A 17,616-nucleotide genomic window follows, 5' to 3' on the forward strand; every position below is an offset into this window, starting at 1 on the left:
TCATAAATAAAATGCTAAATTTTTATTAAGGAGATGAGCAAATACTTATGACGATTTCTAGATTTGAAGTCTTCACGACTGTCGTGGATTTAGGGAGTTTTACGAAAGCAGCAAAAAAATTAAACATGACTCAACCTGCTGTTAGTCATGCGGTGTCAAGTCTTGAATCAGAATGGGGTGTATCGTTATTAATTAGAGACAAGAAAAAAGGGTTGCGCCTTACGGAAATTGGCCAGAAAACGGTTATTCATATGAGGGAAATAGTAAGTCGGATTGAAAAAATAAATCAAGAAATTGCTTTTGCCTCTAACATAGAGAAAGGCACAGTCCGCCTTGGCATTTTTTATAGCGCATCGGCTTGTTTACTACCGAAGATACTCGCTCAATTTCAGAGAAAGTATCCGAATATCGAATTTGTACTTTTTGAAGGCACTTATGAAGAAATAATCGATTGGTTAGAATCACGGGTCGTTGATGTCGGGTTTATTATAGAGACTAATGAGGCAACAGCGTATGAAACACTGCCGCTCGTTAAGGATGACATTGTCGTTGCTTTTTCTGAGCGGCATTTTTTAAATAAGTACGAGTCTGTAACGATTAAGGATATTGCCAATGAACCATTCATTATGCCAAAAGGCATGTATGCGCCATATATATTCGAAATTTTTAAAGATGCTCATGCAGAGCCCAATATTTGTTTTGAAGTGCAAGATTGCACAACAATTGCAAACTTAGTGAAAGAAGGGCTTGGTATCACAATTGGCTCAAAATTATTCCTAAAAACGCATAGTCAACTAAAGTATAAGGATCTAGCGGTCAAAAATGTACGTGATATATCTTTAGCGTTTAACAGCAGCAAAACATCTCCAGCAGTGCAAGCCTTTCTAAAAGAAGCAAGGCGCGTTTATGATCGGTGAACGATGAAACAGAGCTAAACAGAAGAACAGGGCTTTGGGTACTGGGAGGAACGTCATCGCTGTAAAGCGAATCTAGGTGAAAGACAAATTAGGGGTGGTCGTATGAAAAATACAAGACAAGCAGATAGGCTTATGGCTTCTGAAATAAAATCTGTTATAAAATGGAGGGCTTATGGAACCGACGATTGAATTGGCGAGAAAATTAATCGATGAACAGTTTCCAGAGTGGTCAAACCTAGAGATTAAACATGTGCAAAAAAGCGGTCATGACAATCGGACTTTTCGCCTTGGCGATACGATGAGTATACGCTTGCCTAGTCATGAGGCATACGCGCCTCAAGTTGAGAAAGAGGCAAAATGGTTGCCTATGCTTGCCCCTCATTTTGACTTGCCAATAACAGTACCAATTGCGAAAGGGAAGCCTTCTCGTTTGTACCCGTATTCTTGGTCTGTCAACCGGTGGATTGAAGGGCAAACTCTGGACAGAAGCAACACTGATTTACAACAATTAGCCGTTGATTTAGCTGCTTTCTTAAAAAAACTGCAGTCGATTGACTGTAAAAATGGCCCATTAGCAGGCAAACATAACTTTTTCCGTGGCGGAGATTTAGCAGTTTATAAACGTGAAACAGAAAGGGCAATGGCAACGTTAGGCGAGCAAATCGATAGGAAAGCATGTGCACAAGTTTTTAAAGAAGCATTAAGCTCAAAATGGAGCAAACCGTCAGTGTGGGTACATGGAGACGTAGCTCCAGGGAATTTACTAGTCAAAAACCGAAAACTGGCTGGCGTGATTGATTTCGGCAGCTCAGGTGTAGGCGACCCTGCATGCGATTTAGTGATGGCATGGACATTTTTTGACAAAGACAGCCGAAACATATTTAAAGAGGAAATGGGTCTTGATGCAGATACGTGGAATCGCGGGAAAGGGTGGGCTTTATGGAAAGCGTTAATTACGTATAATTCCGAAGTCGATGAGGTTCGTCAAAATGCTCATTTCACAATCAAAGAAATCTTACATGATTAGCGAGTTGAAAGAGAGAGGGTTAGATAGCCTCTCTCTTTTCTTTTAGGGATGTTCCAGCTATGCTAGGCGGCGGTCAACTGCATTTCTTGAAGCGACTAGGGGCAACTGTTTTAGCTCATAGACAGGGCTCAGAAACGAACCGATCGCTTTATCGGTAAACCAACAGCACGTTTCCGCATTGAAACACTTTTGACTCTACTAATGTAAGCTTTTTCGTAGTATTGTTAAATAACCGTTGTCCCTTTCCAATACAAACAGGATTGACGATGAGGCGGTACTCATCAATTAAGTCATGTTTCATAAAGATTTGCGCAATGTTTGCACCGGCAAAGAGAGCAATATTTTTACCAGGCTGAAGCTTTAGTTTTTCCGCTTCTAAAGGCACATTTCCCTTTACCACTCTCGCATTCCACTCAGCCTTTTCTAGCGTACGAGAAAAAACAACTTTGTTCATGTTATTCATTTTCCTAGCAAATAACCGGTTTTTTTCTGTGCTCGTTTGATCAAATTCAGCCGAAGGCCAATACTGGAGCATTTTCTCATAGGCAATCCGTCCATAAAGCAATGTATCCACAGTATCCAAAAAACGATCCATAAAATCGTGCATTTCCTCATCCATTACATGCCACGAACAATCTCCGTCTTTCCCAGCAACAAAGCCATCCAAAGACATAACCATTGACAAAGTTATTTTTCGCATTTGCGTCACCCTTTCAATTCTATTTTTTTAGAGATACTAAAAATGAGTAAATAGATATGAAGCGAATTATTTAGACAGGTCAAATTCAGTACAACTGTTGAATCCTAACAAATGACTCCGTTTTATTATAGGATAGAAGAAATGTATCGATTTCTTTTTGATTGCTAACAAGCGTTGTTCAGATGGGTCTAATCAAGGAAGGTCTATGTTTCTATCAATACGTAGAAGGGATGAAAAGGAAAAAAGAGAAAGTATCATTTGGGCAGAGTAAGCACACCAGTTAACAAATGACAAATATTGGGAGGTTTCGCCATGACTACTAAACTTGCCCTTACAGATGACCAAAAGAAGAAATTAAGAAAAAATAAAATCAAGATGTCTGCTATTCATACGATAGATCCCATCGATTTAGCTGAAATGTTAGAGATACCTTTAGAAAAAGCACAACAAATGGTAGCCAGCGCACAATTTCAACGTTTGCCCTCAATTGGCCCTGTCTTAGCAGGGAACTTAGTCAATCTTGGTTTCTTGCATCTTGATGATATGAAGGGGAAAAGTGGCAGTGAGTTAACCGATTTGTTGGAACAACATTGTGGCTGCTGGATTGACCCTTGTGTCGAAGATCAACTTAGACTAGTTGTCCACTTTGCAGAAAATCCCCATTCGGACAAAAAGTGGTGGGATTTTACGGAGGAACGGAAAAGATACCGGAAAGAACACGGATATCCAGCTGATCGGCCCAAAACACCTTGTAACAATCTAATGAAAACAAAACTCATTTAAAGGTGTTTACAGTTTTGATAGGGGCGTTTTTGGGAGGGAAGCAATAGGGGAACTGAGTTAGCTTTTAATGAGGACGAGCATTCTACGGTAAATGAAGAACCTAGCATCAAAAAACATGTAATGGTACCAGCGATAATAAAGAGAACTGAATCGGATGAGGGGAAAGCTAACATCGCTAAAATGGTAAAGCAATTGTTACCTTTTTTCTACGTCAAAGGTCATTATTGCTGGTGTAGTAGGAGGTAGCAACAAAGACATACGAGCTCGGATAAAGCTGATTCAGTTAATGACTGTTAAAGGCTCTTATTAGGATTATTTGGGCCTCATTAAGCATTGGCTTACTGAGCCTCAGGAGAGAATTATAATAGTAATTTTAAAAACTAATAAGCCTTATTTAACGGGATAAAAGTCATTCATTTGCCCGTTTATTCCAATCAAAAAGGAGGAAAATCGGACTGTTTTAACACGATCTTATTGTATGGTAAACTCGACGATAGAAGGATGTTTTTTCCAATGGTTATATCTCCAATATTGACAAAATGATATTGGTTTTTAAATACATAAATTTAACATTCCGCGAAAGGTCGAGAAACGGAGGTAGTGAACAGGTGAGTGGTGAAATTAAGTTAAATCCAAGGATTGTTCTTAATCAAGTGAGCAAGCTTCGTGACCATATTAATGAAGTAACACCAAGTCAGTCAGACTATACCAATGAAGGAACGATACTCGATTCGATTGAACTAGCAAGAGAAAACATGGAGAATTTACAACAGTTACTTACCGATTACCAGGCATTGGTGCTTGATAATGCCGACCATATTGAAAAAATGATCAATGACTTCGTTGCTGCAGAAGAGCAAGTAGCCAATCAAATAAAGGGAGGATAGAACATGGGCCAAAAATCACTTGATGCGGCACAGACGATTGACATGCTTCAAGCAATGGCTTCAGAAACATCCGATCAAAACGGCCAGTTTGCCGGATTCAGTAGTTGGTTGATCAGTCAACATTTACAATCAGGAGGCAGGTTAAGTTCAGGAAAGACGGCAACCGCAATAGCAAACTTTTGGAGTGAAGCACACGGGCCGTTTTTAAATTTACTTCGAGATGTGATGGATGATTTTTCAAACAAACTTGAGCAAATACAAAACGCCATATCCGATGCTTTTACGAGAGAAGCTGTGTTAAAAGAATCGTTTATGATGGATCAACTTTATGATGAACTAGATCAATTGAAAAACGTAGTTCGTAACTTTGGCGATGCGCTAGCAGACATTAAAAACGAGTATAGCGACGTATTGGCAATGCCGTCATTCGATGACTCCAAAATCGAACAAGGACTGACGAAATCGCAAGAAAAACTCCAAGAAACCACCGCCTACTTGTACGAAATGGATGCAAAAATGAAAACGCCAATGGAGTATATTGCCGAAGACATTGCATTAATGCATACATACGTTGACAGAATTCGGTCAATGATCTCAAATGGTTCTGTTTCGATTGAAAACTTCTCAAGGGGCCAAATAAAGGACGAAGAAGCGTATAAGAATGTGAAGAGTGCGTGGTTGCAACGAGAAGTCAATAATACCATCGAATATGTAGACTCTTTTTTAGGAAAGCCATTTGGCGTATTTCAAGATGCTTTTTCGGCAACAACAGAGTTTGTTCCAGGCTTGGCCATGGGCGTTGGCTTTTATGCGAGGCATGGGGCAGTGTTATTCGAAGGAAGAACGAAATTAAAGTCAGTAATGGCAGACATTAAAGACTCAAAACATATAAAAAAGTTTTCTGTTGCATTCAATGGAGCAACAACAATTGTTCAAAAAGGATATGAAACTGCTATCTCCCACATTTCTCAGCACCCCGTAGCCCAAAATGTCAGCAATAAGATAAACGATGCTTTTAAGCCTGGTGGGAAACTTCATGCAATAACAAATAACCGCTTTACAAAGGCACTAGGACCTGTGGGTTATGCTCTTACTGGGATGAGTCATCTTACAGAATTTACGGATCCGGATAATAGAGACAAATCGATTCTAGTTAAAGGTGCCAGAGCACTTGCTGGAGCATCTACAGAAATTGGGGGAGCTGCTGCAGGTGCATTTATTGGGGGCGCACTTTTATCGCCAATCCCAGGGGGTGCCTTTGTCGGTGCGGCTATCGGTGGTTATATCGGTGGGAAAGCAGGTAGTGAAATCGTGGACGATGTGAAAGACGCGGCTGAATATGTATTTTCTGGCCAGATTATAGATGACGCAAAAGAACTAGGCACAAAAGTAATTAATCAAGTGGCAGATGTAACAGAAAATGTAACAAAATCAGTAGGCAGCATATTTAAAGGGGCTGCGGATAGTGTGCTTGGGTGGTTTAGTTAAAAAATGAGAATGGAGATAAATTAATGATTCTTTATGCTACTGTTATATTTTTATTATCTATATGTCTCGCCTTTCAATATGTAACGGCATTTATGTTTCTCTTGTTTGGTAGAAACAACCCATATGCCCGTTTCGTGGAGAAGTTTTATGAACATCAGCCAAAAGATTGGTATGACAAGTTTATGAACTTTTTCTACATTATGAATTACGGTGTGGCACACCGAGGATATGTAAAGGTAATGGAAAAACACGGAGGGATAAAAGGGAAACTCCGATATGCAGGCTTAGTTTTTCTTGCAACAGTATTATTGGTTATCATTGGTAATATTATTAACGCTATTGAGGTTCGCCTCACGAGCTAGGAGAGGGCAAGATCAGTTTTACGTCGGAAATTATGAAGAAACGCCAAGAGGCATATACGATAAAATAATGAATGTATTTTATTATGCTTACTTTGGTCTTGCTGTACTTTTATTTCAGATTGCAATCGAAAGGTTTGGAGGCATAAAGGGGAGGTTTGTTTTTCTTTTAGAGGGAATAGGGATACTTGTGGTACTCGCTATTTTAGTCAACATCCCCCACATGTTTTAAAAACGACATTGTCACGGAAGGAGAAATTTATTGATCCTTTACGCTAGCGTTATGTTTTTATTATCCATATGTCTTGCCTTTCAATATGTAACAGCATTTATGTTTCTCATGTTTGGAAGAAACACCCCCTATGCTCGTTTTGTGGAAAAATTTTACGAACATCAGCCAAAAGATTGGTATGACAAGTTTATGAACTTTTTTTACATTATGAATTACGGAGTCGCACACCGAGGATATGTAAAAGTGATGGAAAAGCACGGAGGGATTAAAGGCAAGCTACGTTACGCAGGCTTTGTTTTTTTGGTAACTATAATCTTAATTATAATCGCCAATATTCTCACCATTATTGAAATAAGACTCATGAGTTAGGGAAAGTGAAGTTTTGTTAACCAAAAAAGGAGATAAAAAAATGTTTGAGTTACTTCTCTTCTTTATAATAGGTTTCTGTATGACATCAAGGCTATTGATTCTGAGAATCAATGGAAAACCAAGTCCTTCAAGCATAATTTAGGGAACAAGTGCCGATATACCGACTTGAAAGAGGGAGAGAGACGAATGATCATATATATAATTATTTTATATTTAATAGGCTTATGTCTTGCCTTTCAGTATATAACAGCATTTGTTTTTTTAGTCGTAGGAAGAAACAATTTTTATGCCCGTTTTGTGGAAAAATTTTATGAACATCAGCCAAAAGATTGGTATGACAAGTTTATGAACTTTTTCTACATTATGAATTACGGAGTAGCACACCGAGGATATGTAAAAGTGATGGAAAAGCACGGAGGGATAAAAGGGAAACTCCGATATGCAGGCTTAGTTTTTATCGCAACAGTAATTCTAGCTATCATTGGTAATATTATTAACGCTATTGAGGTTCGCCTCACGAGCTAGGAGAGGATGAGGTCGGTTTAGGTTGTAAATAAATGAGAACTGTGCTGCTTTTTATTCTAGGAAAAATACGCCTTTGTTGACTTGATCGATAAACTTTACAGGCAATGCCCTTACGACTCCTGCTTATGGATAGAGATAATGCTTCTGAAGGGGAGCTATCTTTGTAAAGAGGTGAAATATGGAGACGTTTGCTTTAATTATCTTTACTATTGTAGGTTTATCAATTACCCTGCAATTTTTAACGGGTATGTTGTTTTTCTTATTTGGAATAGCTTCTCCAATAGGCAGTTATTTGTCTAATTATTATGTGAAGAACGCCAAAGGTTGGTTTGACCGGTTTACAAATATGTTTTATTTATATGCACATCGTTTTGCCCATCTTACATTTCTAAAGTTAATTGAAAAGTATGGTGGAGTAAAAGGGAGGCTTTTTTACCTGGGGATAGGGTGTGTATTTTAATTCTTTTTATTATTGTAGCCAACATCCCCCACATGTTCTAAAAACGGCATTTTTTGAAAGGAGAAAAAAGATGAAGCCCTTTATGCGGTGTACGACGGAGGAATGGATGCTTCTTTTGACGATGTGTGGCTATGAGGTGTTGGCCAAGTCGTTAGGAGAGGAAGTGTTTGGCGAAAAATCAGAAGAGAGCTGGGAAACGTTGTTTGAATGTGCAGCGCATCAACTTATGCTTAAAGGGGTTTGGGATGATGAGAAGGCTTCAAAGGATGAGGTTCCGCTTGCGGATGGGCTGCAATCTTTTATTCGCAGTGTAGCTGAAGCAAAGCAATTGATCCGTTTATCAAACCCACTGACCAATGAAGCATTATTATTTAGGCGTATCGGCGACGGCCAATGGATTGAACATTACATAAAGCAAGAAATTATCCAAGAGTTTCATCCTGTTGATGCAAAGAGTATAGAGAAGAACATGCATCAGTTCATTGAATATAAAGATTTAGAACCGAGCAACGAGATTGAATTCACGATGTCAAATGGCGCTTTTACTGCGCTAAGTGACCAGCGGCATGTAAAAGAAGTAAAAATGTACTGGCTTGAAGCAACTAGGCAAAATGAAGCGTGGTTTGATGAATTTGCAGAAGCGCTTTTAGCGAATGATTGGAAGTTTTTTAATACAAGTGTGATCCATGTTTCACTTGATGGAGAACAGACAGAAACAGATTTGAATGACCTATTGTTTCATATGCCTGCACGAGATGGAGTTTGGTTTGTAAGATACAAAGATGTTCATTCAAACGAAGATGTCATTATTCAAAAAACATCTTTTTCTAAATGGAAAGAAGTGTGTAACGAATTCCTTGAACGGACAGTCTTCCACGCTGCCAAATAAAGGAGGGTGTTTTATGAACATATACAAAACATCACGAGATAAGAAGGTTGTATTTGGTTACAGTGCGTTGGTTGTGGGGTTGACTGCTATTATGGCGATTGTGTTCATGGTCGAAGACTCCATTGGGCGTTTATTGTTTTTTGGCCTTTTATTTATGATTGGAATGATTTATTTTGTTGGCGGGATGGTGTTTATTACATATGAGTTGAAAGAAGAGGGTTTGTTTGTTCAAGCTGGTTTAATTAGCCGTTTTTACTCTTATGAAAGCATGACAGCGCTTGAACCGATGGGCAGCCCTTTTTCTGGGAAAGAGCGTATCGTTGGCTCTTCTCAAGGATTTAATATCAAACATAATGGGCCAAAGGGAGAGGTGAAAGTCTCGCCTGAGCGGATGGAAGAATTTAAACAGGAGCTGCTCAAACGTGCGCCACATTTAGATGTGCAAGTGAAAGCAGATAGTCGATAGGAGGAAGACACATGTCGGTTGAATTTTATCGAAATCGAATACGGGAGACGGAAAATGCCATCCAAGCAGCCAATGAAAAAATTGCTCGCTTAAGAGCGTGCAGGGCCCACTTAATTGGACAGGAAATTATCATGGGCGATACAAAACATACTTTTAAAGAACCGGAATTAACGAAAGAGAATTGGTATGGCAAGCATGCGGATGAATTTGATGCTGAGCGTGAATCGGAAGTGGTGGGCCCTTATCAAGATCTCCTCAATGAAGTCGGCAATACAATTGAAAAGGCGACGAACGAAATCAGTGCTACACAAGATGTCATCAACTTCCAAAGTAGTTTGCTAAGCAATTATCAAATCGGTCTTGAACGGGCAATCGAGAGGGAAAAGGAAGAGTAGGATTGCCGCTGTTTTTTGGTCGCCAGCATATTTATGCATACAAACGCTCAGAGAATCGTTCTCTGGGCGTTTTTTGGTTTCCTTTCGGTAAGATTGCAGCAATGTATCAAATCTGCGTTTCGTAAGTTTGTGTATGTGGAACTAACATTTTACAAGAGATTGCGGTGAACTACCCACCACTTACCACCCTTACAGGCTGCTTGAAGTGGGGGCTTCTTGGGTAATCGCCACTTTTGGTAGCTGACGAAATGGACCAAGCTAACCCTCTTGTTCCAAGAGTTATCTTTCATTAGGCAGTGGCTAATAAGCGAATCCCTTCTTCGCTCGACCGATATTCATCTCCCCCTTACCGCACTGCTACGCCCTTCACACGCTTGAAGGGGGAGACTTCTTTTGGAAATATGTTAAAATAGAGAGAAATGCTGCAGGAGGCGTTTTTAAGTGATTTACATAGGTTTAAGCGGCTGGGGTGACCATCATCGCTTATACGAAGGCGTAAAGCCAGCAGAAAAGTTGCAAACGTATGCGGGCTATTTTCCGATTGTGGAGTTGGATGCCTCGTTTTATGCCGTTCCACCCCAATCGTCAATCCGAAAGTGGGTAGACGAAACGCCGGCGTCTTTTCAATTTGTTGTCAAAGCGTATCAGGAAATAACAGGCCATCAGCGGGGAGAGGCGCCTTCTCCTTTTCAATCGAAACAGGAGATGTTTGCTGCTTTTATAGAATCGATCCAACCGTTGGCGGAAGCAGGCAAACTAGCGATGGTTTTATGCCAGTTTCCCCCCTGGTTTGATGTTCAGAAAAAACACGTTGCTTGGCTTCGTGTAGTGCGCGAACAGTTGAAAGATTTTCCGGTCGCGCTTGAATTCAGGCATGAATCGTGGTTTTTGCCTGCTTACCGTGAGAAAACGCTCGCGTTGATGCGCGAGGAAAATTGGATTCACAGCATTTGTGATGAACCTCAAGCCGGGGCACGCTCGATTCCAACTGTGCTCGAGCCAACAGACCGCCAAAAGACATTGGTTCGTATGCATGGACGCAATGTCCATGGTTGGAATGGGCCGAGCAAAGGGCAAGAATGGCGTGATGTCCGCTATTTGTATGATTACAACGAACGGGAGCTTGCTGAATGGAAAACGCGCCTTCAGTCGCTGCGACAACAATGTGAGCACATTTATGTGGTTTTTAACAACAATTCTGGCGGTCATGCGGCACACAACGCCCGCGCGTTGATTGAGATGATGGGCATCGAATATACGGACCTGGCGCCAAGACAATTGGACTTATTTTAACAGCACGCGAACAGCAAGCGCCTAAGCTTTGTGCTGTTTAAGGGTGGCACTAGCTTTTTCGGTGTCCATATTTAAATATGATTATACAGAAAGCTGGTTTTTTAATGGAATATGTACTGCTCGTATTAGTAGGTTTTGCTGCAGCGGCATTTGGGAGTTTGCTCGGTCTTGGGGGCGGTGTGGTCGTCGTGCCTGCTTTGCTTGGACTCGGTAGCTTGTTTGCCGCTGTCGACGTCATTTCTCCGCAAACAGCTGCAGGCACGTCTTTATTTGTTATGATTTTTACCGGCATTTCTTCTGTGCTAGCCTATCATAAACAGAAAACGATTGATTGGAAAAGCGCACTTCTTTTTTTGATTGGTATTGTTCCTGGGGCGATTCTTGGGACTAGCGCCAGCAAAGTGTTGTCAACGGATTCGTTTATGTTTTATTTCGGCCTTTTTATGCTCGTTATTGCGGGTAGTTTATTTTTGCGGGGAAAGCTAAAACGCAAAGATGCGCCTGTTAAGGGAGTGATCCGTGAGAGCAAGGATGAAGCTGGAAATCGTTTTGTTTATGGCTATTCGCCTATTACCGCCATTCTAGTCAGCATTGGCGTTGGCTTTTTATCGAGCCTCTTCGGCGTCGGTGGAGGGGCGTTAATGGTTCCCGTCATGATTGTCTGGTTTGGGTTCCCTGCTAAAATAGCTGCCGCTACCGCCATGCTTGTTATTTTGTTTTCGGCCGTGTCAGGTTCAGCTGCCCATTTTGCGGCTGGTCACATCCACTGGCTTTATGCGCTGGCGCTTATTCCTGGAGCGTGGTTTGGTGGCAAGGCGGGTGCTTGGCTCAACCAACGAATTCGCTCTAACTTGCTCGTGTGGTTGATGAAGCTTGTCTTTATCGGGCTTGCGGTGCAGTTTATTCTCCAAGGCCTGCTATAAACACCACATATCAGGAACAGATCGAAATAAGAGGAGGCGACTTTGTGACCAAGACGGTTACCATTTATCATACAAACGACATCCACAGCGGTTTTGCCACATGGCCGCGAATTGTCTCATATATAAAGCGGCATCGCCATCCCCTTATGCGCTATGTCGATTTAGGAGACCATGCAGACAGGGCAAACCCGCTTACAGAAGCGACTTACGGAAAAGGAAACATTGAGCTTTTAAATGAAGCAGGCGTTGATTTTGCCGTACCTGGCAACAACGAAGGTGTGACCTTTTCCAAACAAATGCTTCACGAGATGTACGAGCACGCTTCATTCCAAGTGCTTGCCGCCAATTTGATTGACCAACAAACAGGGACTTATCCGCACTGGGTCAAGCCTTATTGGGTCGATGAAATGGAAGGTGGCATTCGGATCGGCTATATTGGCTACACTGCCTCCATGATCCACTTCTATGAGCAGTTGGGTTGGGATGTTGCTTTTTCTATAGACAGACTTCGCCAGTTGGCGCAACAAGTTGCTGCCAAGGCAGATGCACTTATCCTTCTCTCCCATCTAGGGCTGCCCCGGGATGAACAAATTGCTGCGGAAATTGCTGAAATTGATGTCATTATCGGTGCCCATACACACCATGTCCTCCCACATGGAAAGCGCATAAGTGGGAAGCTGATCGCTCAAGCAGGCAAACATGGCCAATATTTGGGGAAATTGTCGCTTGAATTTGCAGAAGGAAGCCATGAATTTCTTTCCGCAGAAGAAGAACTGCTTGACCCCCGGAATTTTGATGAGGATCCGGGTGCGCGTATGCTCCTACAGTCGTTGCAAACAAAGGCGCAAGCTGCTTTAAGTGCTCCTGCGGCCGTGCTCACACGAAAGCTGGAAGTCAAATGGTTCGAACATTCGGCTGGGCCGCAAGCGCTGTGTGACGAACTGAGTGCTTGGTGCGGCGCTGAGCTTGGGATGCTAAATGCAGGCGTGCTGTTGGAAAGCTTGCCGGAAGGGCCAGTCACGTACGGTGATCTTCATCGCATTTGCCCTCATCCGATTAATCCGTGCATTGTTGAGTTGACCGGGGCGGAGCTGATCGAAACGATCGAGCGTGCGCAAACCGATGATATTGTACAATTGCAGTTAAAAGGATTTGGTTTCCGGGGGAAAGTGCTCGGGACGATGGTGTATACAGGAATTGACGTCAAGCCTGAAGGAATCTTCGTTTGCGGCAAACCGATTGTTGACGAACACATTTACAGACTGGCGACATTGGACATGTATACGTTTGGGTTTTTGTTTCCGAAAATAGCAGAGGCGAAAAAGAAAACGTATTTGCTCCCTGAATTTTTGCGCGATATTCTGCTGGACATGTTGAAAAAATGGCACTGATTTCTTTGCCTGCTCATATGTTGTGGTGAAACAACTTATAAAGGAGCGGGGCCAATGATTGATGTTCAGCCAATTACGATTGAGAAGGAAATGTTTGTCGCCATTACGGTCAAATTGCCGAAAACAAACTTTATGGCCGTGACATGCGACACAGGATACATTATGTGTGGGGCCCTTGACGTGAAGCTGTTAAACGAAAAGCTGAAAGAACGGGGAATTATCGCAGGACGTGCGGTTGGCGTTCGCACAATTGAACAGTTGCTTGAAGCGCCGCTGGAATCTGTTACACTCAAGTGTGAGGAGTTAGGCATTCATAAAGGAATGACAGGAAAAGACGCGCTTTTAAAAATGAAACAATCGATGTAAATGAGTTGAAAACAGGAGTTGACGTTTTTATGGAACAATACTTGCAGTTATGCGAGCACGTTTTGCAAAACGGCTCGCCAAAATCAGATCGGACAGGCACTGGCACCATTAGCGTATTTGGTTACCAAATGCGCTTTGATTTAGAAAAGGGTTTTCCAATTGTCACAACGAAAAAATTGCATATGCGTTCGATCATCCATGAATTGCTTTGGTTTCTAAAAGGCGACACGAACATCCGTTATTTGCAAGAAAATGGCGTTCGTATTTGGAATGAATGGGCTGATGAAAACGGCGACCTTGGGCCTGTTTACGGAAAACAATGGCGCTCCTGGGAAGGGGCAAACGGCAAAACAGTCGACCAAATTACTGAAGTGGTTGAGCAAATAAAAATGAATCCGAATTCTCGCCGCTTAATTGTCAATGCGTGGAATGTCGCGGAGATTGAAGAAATGGCGCTCGCGCCATGCCATTGCTTGTTTCAGTTTTACGTAAACGACGGAAAACTTTCTTGCCAATTGTACCAGCGCAGTGCCGATATTTTTCTTGGTGTACCTTTTAATATATCGTCTTATGCACTGTTAACGATGATGATTGCCCAAGTGTGCAGATTAAAGCCTGGTGAATTTATCCACACGTTTGGCGATGCCCATTTGTACAGCAACCATATTGAACAGACGAAGCTTCAATTAACGCGTAAACCAAAACAGCTGCCAACGATGCATATCAATCCAGAGGTAACAGACCTGTTTGCGTTTACTTACGATGATTTTGAACTGAAACATTATGATCCTCATCCGCATATTAAAGCAGAGGTGTCCGTATGATTGTGTTTGTTTATGCACGAGACGCCCACTATGGCATCGGCCAAGACAACGGGTTGCCTTGGCATTTGCCTGCTGATTTGCGCCATTTTAAGCGGACAACGACAGGTAAAACGATTGTCATGGGCCGAAAAACATTTGACTCTATGGGTGGGCCATTGCCGAATCGCAAAAACGTTGTTCTCACGAGAAGCAGCTCCTTTCAAGCAGAAGGAGCGGAAGTAATCCATTCACTCGACGATGTCCTGCAACTTAGCAAACAGGAAGCGATTTACGTCATAGGTGGAGCGGAGATTTTTGCGCTGTTATGGGACATATGTGACAAACACATTGTCACGGTTATTGACGAAAAATTTGAAGCGGATACGTTTGTCCCCCCTCTATCTGAGCAAGAATGGGAGCTTGTGGAAACAGTGCCTGGACCAATAGATGAAAAAAACCGCTATCCCCACGAATATCGGACTTACGTGCGTAAACAAGCAAAATAACAGGTAAGTGTCCCCTTTCTTTTGCATAGAGATGTAAGGAAAAGGAGGGGGACACATGAAACGGTTTAAAGGAGGCCCGATTAAAGGCCAAAAACAAGAGAGAGGGCCGCTTCCTTTTCGCTATGTGCTGCTCATTTCGTCCGTGCTATTCACGCTTTTGTCCTTGCAAGGGCTTTGGTTTGTCGACCAACAGCTGCGCCCAATTATTTCGCAAATTGCCCATCGGGAAATGGAGCGGATTGCGACGTATACGATTCAGCAAGCGTTGACCGAAGAGCTAGGCCAAACTGACATGAACGATATGCTCATTACTGAAACGAACGGAGACGGTCAGATTACGTATGTCACATTGGACACTCAAAAATACAACAAGCTCCTCGGCAATGTCCAGCACCGTGTCCATGAGGCGATAAATGCAATCCAACGCAATGAAGACAATACATACGGCGCAAGCGAAGGCACAGTGGCGACGATCCCTTTAGGAAGAGCGCTCAACAACTCGTTATTAAACGATGTCGGGCCAGGCATTCCCTTACGGTTTGCATTAATTGGCGATGCAAAAGTAGGCATGAAGGACGAAAGCGAGCAGCTGGGCATTAACAATACGAGGCTGTCTTTTTATGTCACGATCGAAGTGGGCATGGATGTGATTTTGCCCTTTTCTGAGACGGCAGATACAGTATCGGTTGAGTTGCCGGCAGGTTTCGCCTTTATTTCTGGGGAAGTGCCGCAGTTTTATGGAGGCCAACTGCCAATCGTCAATTATCCAGCTCTTGAGGCGAATACAGAACAGCAGCCTGAGGAAGAAAATGACAGCCAATAAAGTCGTATTTTGTCGTTGTCTGGCATAAAAATATGTGATAAACTGATACAGAATTGAATAGGAACACCTCATCTGCCAGATGGGGTAGAGGCGCAAACACACCATCAGTACCTTTTTTGAGCGAAGGCCCGCTTTGAAGAAAAGGGAAAGGGGTTTTTGCCGAAGCAAAAAGCAGGGCCTGCTGCTTTTTAGCTGGGCCGGCATTGAAGAAGTGTCGGACTGTCACAGGGAACTGTGGAGAACTACTATGGATGGGACTGTTTATTGTACGGGACAATGATGGAAATCTCCATCATTGTCTTTTTTTATAGAGCAAACAGCCACGTTAAAGGAGAGGTTTTTTTGGAACATGCATTTGGATGGTGGTCGCTATTGCCGCCGATTCTGGCATTAACGCTCGTGATATTGACACGAAAAGTGTTAATCTCTCTCGGGATTGCAATTTTGGTCGGTGCCTTTATGGTGTTTGACCAACATATAGGGCAAGCATTGGCTGGCATATTCCAAACAATTGCCGGATTGTTGTTTTCCTTTGAAGCAGTCGATTCGCCTACATTTTCCGGTGTTGTGCAAGCCATTACGGATGCAGGATTTGCATTAAATGATTGGGAATTGTATATCGTTTTATTCCTAATGCTGGTTGGCATGGTCGCGAGCTTAATTACGTTTTCCGGTGGGGGACAAGCATTCAGCCGCTGGGCGTCTAGACGGATTAAGACAAGAAAGTCGTCGTTGTTTTTGCCGTTTGTGTTAGGGTTTGTGATTTTTATTGATGATTATTTTAACGCTCTAACTGTCGGCAATATGAGCCGACCGTTAACAGACCGATATCGTGTTTCACGGGCGAAGCTTGCTTACATTGTTGATTCAACGTCAGCGCCCATTTGTGTCATCATGCCTTTATCTAGCTGGGGTGCTTTTATTATCGGGACGTTGGCGACTGTTTTAACAGCTAACCAGTTAGACGAATTCGGTGCATTCCAAGCGTTTTTATACACAGTACCGATTAATTTTTATGCATTAATTTCGTTATTGTTTATCGTTCTAATTATTTTATTTAACATCGACATTGGCCTGATGAAACGCCATGAAGACCGGGCAAAAGCCACTGGCGAATTGACGGACCCTGCAAAAGGAGATGTGCCTGGCGATTTAGATGAAGCGCTCGTCATGACTAATGGCCGCGTTTACCAGCTATTTTTGCCGATCATTGCCCTTGTTGTTGCGACCACTTCGCTTTTGTTTTATACTGGCGCGACGGCAGCCGCTGCGGAAGGGTTGCCGGCGACACTACTCAATATGCTTGAGTACACGGATATCGGCTTTTCGTTGCTTCTTGGCAGTTGCATTGGCTTTATCGTTGCTGTTGCAACAACGTTAGCATCTAAGCCAAATTTGCCAGACTTCGGAAGAGCCTTAAAAGCCGGCGTGACGGCGATGATGCCAGCGATTTACATTCTAGTGCTTGCCTGGACGACGATTGACATGATTAATCGCCTAGGCACAGGCGCGTTTTTGGCATCGCTAGTGAGTGATTCCGTCAACCCTGGCTTTTTGCCTGTCATGCTATTTTTGATTGCTTGTTTTTCGGGGCTTGCGACAGGTACATCGTGGGGAACGTTTGGCATTTTGCTGCCAATTGCCGGGCAAATGGCGGCACTGATCGAGCCGTCGATGGCGATTCCAATGTTTGCAGCTGTTTTAGCTGGTTCGATTTTTGGCGACCACATCTCGCCGATTTCCGATACAACCGTTTTGTCGGCAGCTGGTTCTGGCGCTCACCACATGGATCATGTGCTGACGCAGTTGCCTTATGCGGTGTTAACGGCTATAATCGCTGGTGTTGCTTTTCTCGTCCTTGGCTTTTTCGGCCCGATTTTTGCTTGGATTGCTGCTGGTGCGCTCCTCGCTGTCACGGTGTTGGCCCTTCAAGCGCTAAACAAACAAGCTTCCGGTAAGCAAGCAACCCAATCATAATAAACAGCCTGCCAGGATTTCGACGAACGCGAGAGCC

20 protein-coding genes and 1 riboswitch are annotated in these 17,616 nt (G+C 42.8%); of the genes, 19 read left to right on the top strand and 1 reads right to left on the bottom strand.

All coding sequences use genetic code 11. The features are described 5' to 3' along the window. The first annotated feature begins 47 nt into the window (after positions 1-47). Entirely contained in the window at positions 48-917 is an 870-nt protein-coding gene (locus BC8716_RS13080; RefSeq protein ID WP_094426342.1) for a LysR family transcriptional regulator, read from the top strand. Positions 918-1,089: 172 nt separating this feature from the next. Continuing rightward, the gene (locus tag BC8716_RS13085; RefSeq protein WP_094426344.1) at positions 1,090-1,944 is read left to right on the top strand and encodes an aminoglycoside phosphotransferase family protein; all 855 of its coding nucleotides are present in this window, start codon (positions 1,090-1,092) and stop codon (positions 1,942-1,944) included. 148 nt (positions 1,945-2,092) lie between these two features. On the opposite strand, the gene BC8716_RS13090 is transcribed toward BC8716_RS13085, so the two are convergent. Further along, positions 2,093-2,644 (bottom strand): dihydrofolate reductase family protein, encoded by a 552-nt coding sequence (locus tag BC8716_RS13090; protein WP_094426347.1) that lies wholly within the window; start codon positions 2,642-2,644, stop codon positions 2,093-2,095. Positions 2,645-2,956: 312 nt separating this feature from the next. Between BC8716_RS13090 and BC8716_RS13095 the strand changes: the two genes are divergently transcribed. From BC8716_RS13095 to BC8716_RS13180, 17 genes are all read left to right on the top strand, one after another. After that, complete coding sequence (locus BC8716_RS13095) at positions 2,957-3,427, top strand: helix-hairpin-helix domain-containing protein (RefSeq protein ID WP_094426350.1); 471 nt, start codon at positions 2,957-2,959, stop codon at positions 3,425-3,427. A 608-nt stretch (positions 3,428-4,035) separates the two neighbouring features. Continuing rightward, positions 4,036-4,314, top strand: coding sequence for a YwqI/YxiC family protein (locus BC8716_RS13100; protein WP_094426353.1), 279 nt, complete (start codon positions 4,036-4,038; stop codon positions 4,312-4,314). A gap of 3 nt (positions 4,315-4,317) precedes the next feature. Continuing rightward, complete coding sequence (locus BC8716_RS13105; RefSeq protein ID WP_094426356.1) at positions 4,318-5,802, top strand: LXG domain-containing protein; 1,485 nt, start codon at positions 4,318-4,320, stop codon at positions 5,800-5,802. A 23-nt stretch (positions 5,803-5,825) separates the two neighbouring features. Further along, entirely contained in the window at positions 5,826-6,164 is a 339-nt protein-coding gene (locus BC8716_RS13110) for a hypothetical protein (protein WP_094426359.1), read from the top strand. Positions 6,165-6,948: 784 nt separating this feature from the next. Then, positions 6,949-7,287, top strand: a complete 339-nt coding sequence (locus BC8716_RS13120; protein ID WP_094426365.1) for a hypothetical protein — start codon at positions 6,949-6,951, stop codon at positions 7,285-7,287. A gap of 178 nt (positions 7,288-7,465) precedes the next feature. Further along, positions 7,466-7,747 (top strand): hypothetical protein, encoded by a 282-nt coding sequence (locus tag BC8716_RS13125; protein ID WP_094426367.1) that lies wholly within the window; start codon positions 7,466-7,468, stop codon positions 7,745-7,747. 70 nt (positions 7,748-7,817) lie between these two features. Next, positions 7,818-8,636 (top strand): YfjC family protein, encoded by an 819-nt coding sequence (locus tag BC8716_RS13130; RefSeq protein WP_035202704.1) that lies wholly within the window; start codon positions 7,818-7,820, stop codon positions 8,634-8,636. A gap of 13 nt (positions 8,637-8,649) precedes the next feature. Further along, complete coding sequence (locus BC8716_RS13135) at positions 8,650-9,102, top strand: PH domain-containing protein (RefSeq protein WP_011247803.1); 453 nt, start codon at positions 8,650-8,652, stop codon at positions 9,100-9,102. Between the two features lie 11 nt (positions 9,103-9,113). Continuing rightward, the gene (locus BC8716_RS13140; RefSeq protein WP_011247802.1) at positions 9,114-9,497 is read left to right on the top strand and encodes a YwqH-like family protein; all 384 of its coding nucleotides are present in this window, start codon (positions 9,114-9,116) and stop codon (positions 9,495-9,497) included. 441 nt (positions 9,498-9,938) lie between these two features. Then, positions 9,939-10,790, top strand: coding sequence for a DUF72 domain-containing protein (locus tag BC8716_RS13145; RefSeq protein WP_094426369.1), 852 nt, complete (start codon positions 9,939-9,941; stop codon positions 10,788-10,790). Between the two features lie 104 nt (positions 10,791-10,894). Further along, positions 10,895-11,713 carry a sulfite exporter TauE/SafE family protein gene (locus BC8716_RS13150; RefSeq protein WP_094429255.1) on the top strand — a complete coding sequence of 273 codons (819 nt, stop codon included), beginning with the start codon at positions 10,895-10,897 and terminating at the stop codon, positions 11,711-11,713. Between the two features lie 44 nt (positions 11,714-11,757). Then, positions 11,758-13,104 carry a bifunctional metallophosphatase/5'-nucleotidase gene (locus BC8716_RS13155; protein ID WP_094426371.1) on the top strand — a complete coding sequence of 449 codons (1,347 nt, stop codon included), beginning with the start codon at positions 11,758-11,760 and terminating at the stop codon, positions 13,102-13,104. Between the two features lie 54 nt (positions 13,105-13,158). Then, entirely contained in the window at positions 13,159-13,470 is a 312-nt protein-coding gene (locus tag BC8716_RS13160) for a YunC family protein (protein WP_094426374.1), read from the top strand. A gap of 29 nt (positions 13,471-13,499) precedes the next feature. Next, positions 13,500-14,294 (top strand): thymidylate synthase, encoded by a 795-nt coding sequence (locus BC8716_RS13165; RefSeq protein WP_094426376.1) that lies wholly within the window; start codon positions 13,500-13,502, stop codon positions 14,292-14,294. After that, the gene (locus BC8716_RS13170) at positions 14,291-14,779 is read left to right on the top strand and encodes a dihydrofolate reductase (protein ID WP_094426379.1); all 489 of its coding nucleotides are present in this window, start codon (positions 14,291-14,293) and stop codon (positions 14,777-14,779) included. Before BC8716_RS13165 ends, BC8716_RS13170 begins: the two co-directional genes overlap by 4 nt. Positions 14,780-14,834: 55 nt before the next feature. After that, positions 14,835-15,602 (top strand): sporulation protein YunB, encoded by a 768-nt coding sequence (gene yunB, locus BC8716_RS13175; protein ID WP_094426382.1) that lies wholly within the window; start codon positions 14,835-14,837, stop codon positions 15,600-15,602. A gap of 77 nt (positions 15,603-15,679) precedes the next feature. Then, a riboswitch (Lysine riboswitch) is annotated at positions 15,680-15,855 on the top strand. Positions 15,856-15,944: 89 nt separating this feature from the next. Further along, positions 15,945-17,579, top strand: a complete 1,635-nt coding sequence (locus BC8716_RS13180) for a Na+/H+ antiporter NhaC family protein (protein WP_094426384.1) — start codon at positions 15,945-15,947, stop codon at positions 17,577-17,579. Positions 17,580-17,616: the final 37 nt, after the last annotated feature.

Origin of the sequence: Shouchella clausii, from assembly GCF_002250115.1 — a bacterium.
GTDB lineage: Bacteria > Bacillota > Bacilli > Bacillales > Bacillaceae_D > Shouchella > Shouchella clausii.

What these genes read in the sequence shown, in the direction of transcription:
- BC8716_RS13130 (WP_035202704.1), top strand. Translation starts at nt 7,818, where the DNA reads ATGAAGCCCTTTATGCGGTGTACGACGGAGGAATGGATGCTTCTTTTG.
- BC8716_RS13105 (WP_094426356.1), top strand. Translation starts at nt 4,318, where the DNA reads ATGGGCCAAAAATCACTTGATGCGGCACAGACGATTGACATGCTTCAA.
- BC8716_RS13160 (WP_094426374.1), top strand. Translation starts at nt 13,159, where the DNA reads ATGATTGATGTTCAGCCAATTACGATTGAGAAGGAAATGTTTGTCGCC.
- BC8716_RS13095 (WP_094426350.1), top strand. Translation starts at nt 2,957, where the DNA reads ATGACTACTAAACTTGCCCTTACAGATGACCAAAAGAAGAAATTAAGA.
- BC8716_RS13140 (WP_011247802.1), top strand. Translation starts at nt 9,114, where the DNA reads ATGTCGGTTGAATTTTATCGAAATCGAATACGGGAGACGGAAAATGCC.
- BC8716_RS13170 (WP_094426379.1), top strand. Translation starts at nt 14,291, where the DNA reads ATGATTGTGTTTGTTTATGCACGAGACGCCCACTATGGCATCGGCCAA.
- BC8716_RS13165 (WP_094426376.1), top strand. Translation starts at nt 13,500, where the DNA reads ATGGAACAATACTTGCAGTTATGCGAGCACGTTTTGCAAAACGGCTCG.
- BC8716_RS13090 (WP_094426347.1), bottom strand. Translation starts at nt 2,644, where the DNA reads ATGCGAAAAATAACTTTGTCAATGGTTATGTCTTTGGATGGCTTTGTT.
- BC8716_RS13085 (WP_094426344.1), top strand. Translation starts at nt 1,090, where the DNA reads ATGGAACCGACGATTGAATTGGCGAGAAAATTAATCGATGAACAGTTT.
- BC8716_RS13135 (WP_011247803.1), top strand. Translation starts at nt 8,650, where the DNA reads ATGAACATATACAAAACATCACGAGATAAGAAGGTTGTATTTGGTTAC.
- BC8716_RS13110 (WP_094426359.1), top strand. Translation starts at nt 5,826, where the DNA reads ATGATTCTTTATGCTACTGTTATATTTTTATTATCTATATGTCTCGCC.
- BC8716_RS13120 (WP_094426365.1), top strand. Translation starts at nt 6,949, where the DNA reads ATGATCATATATATAATTATTTTATATTTAATAGGCTTATGTCTTGCC.
- BC8716_RS13150 (WP_094429255.1), top strand. Translation starts at nt 10,895, where the DNA reads ATGGAATATGTACTGCTCGTATTAGTAGGTTTTGCTGCAGCGGCATTT.
- yunB (WP_094426382.1), top strand. Translation starts at nt 14,835, where the DNA reads ATGAAACGGTTTAAAGGAGGCCCGATTAAAGGCCAAAAACAAGAGAGA.
- BC8716_RS13080 (WP_094426342.1), top strand. Translation starts at nt 48, where the DNA reads ATGACGATTTCTAGATTTGAAGTCTTCACGACTGTCGTGGATTTAGGG.
- BC8716_RS13125 (WP_094426367.1), top strand. Translation starts at nt 7,466, where the DNA reads ATGGAGACGTTTGCTTTAATTATCTTTACTATTGTAGGTTTATCAATT.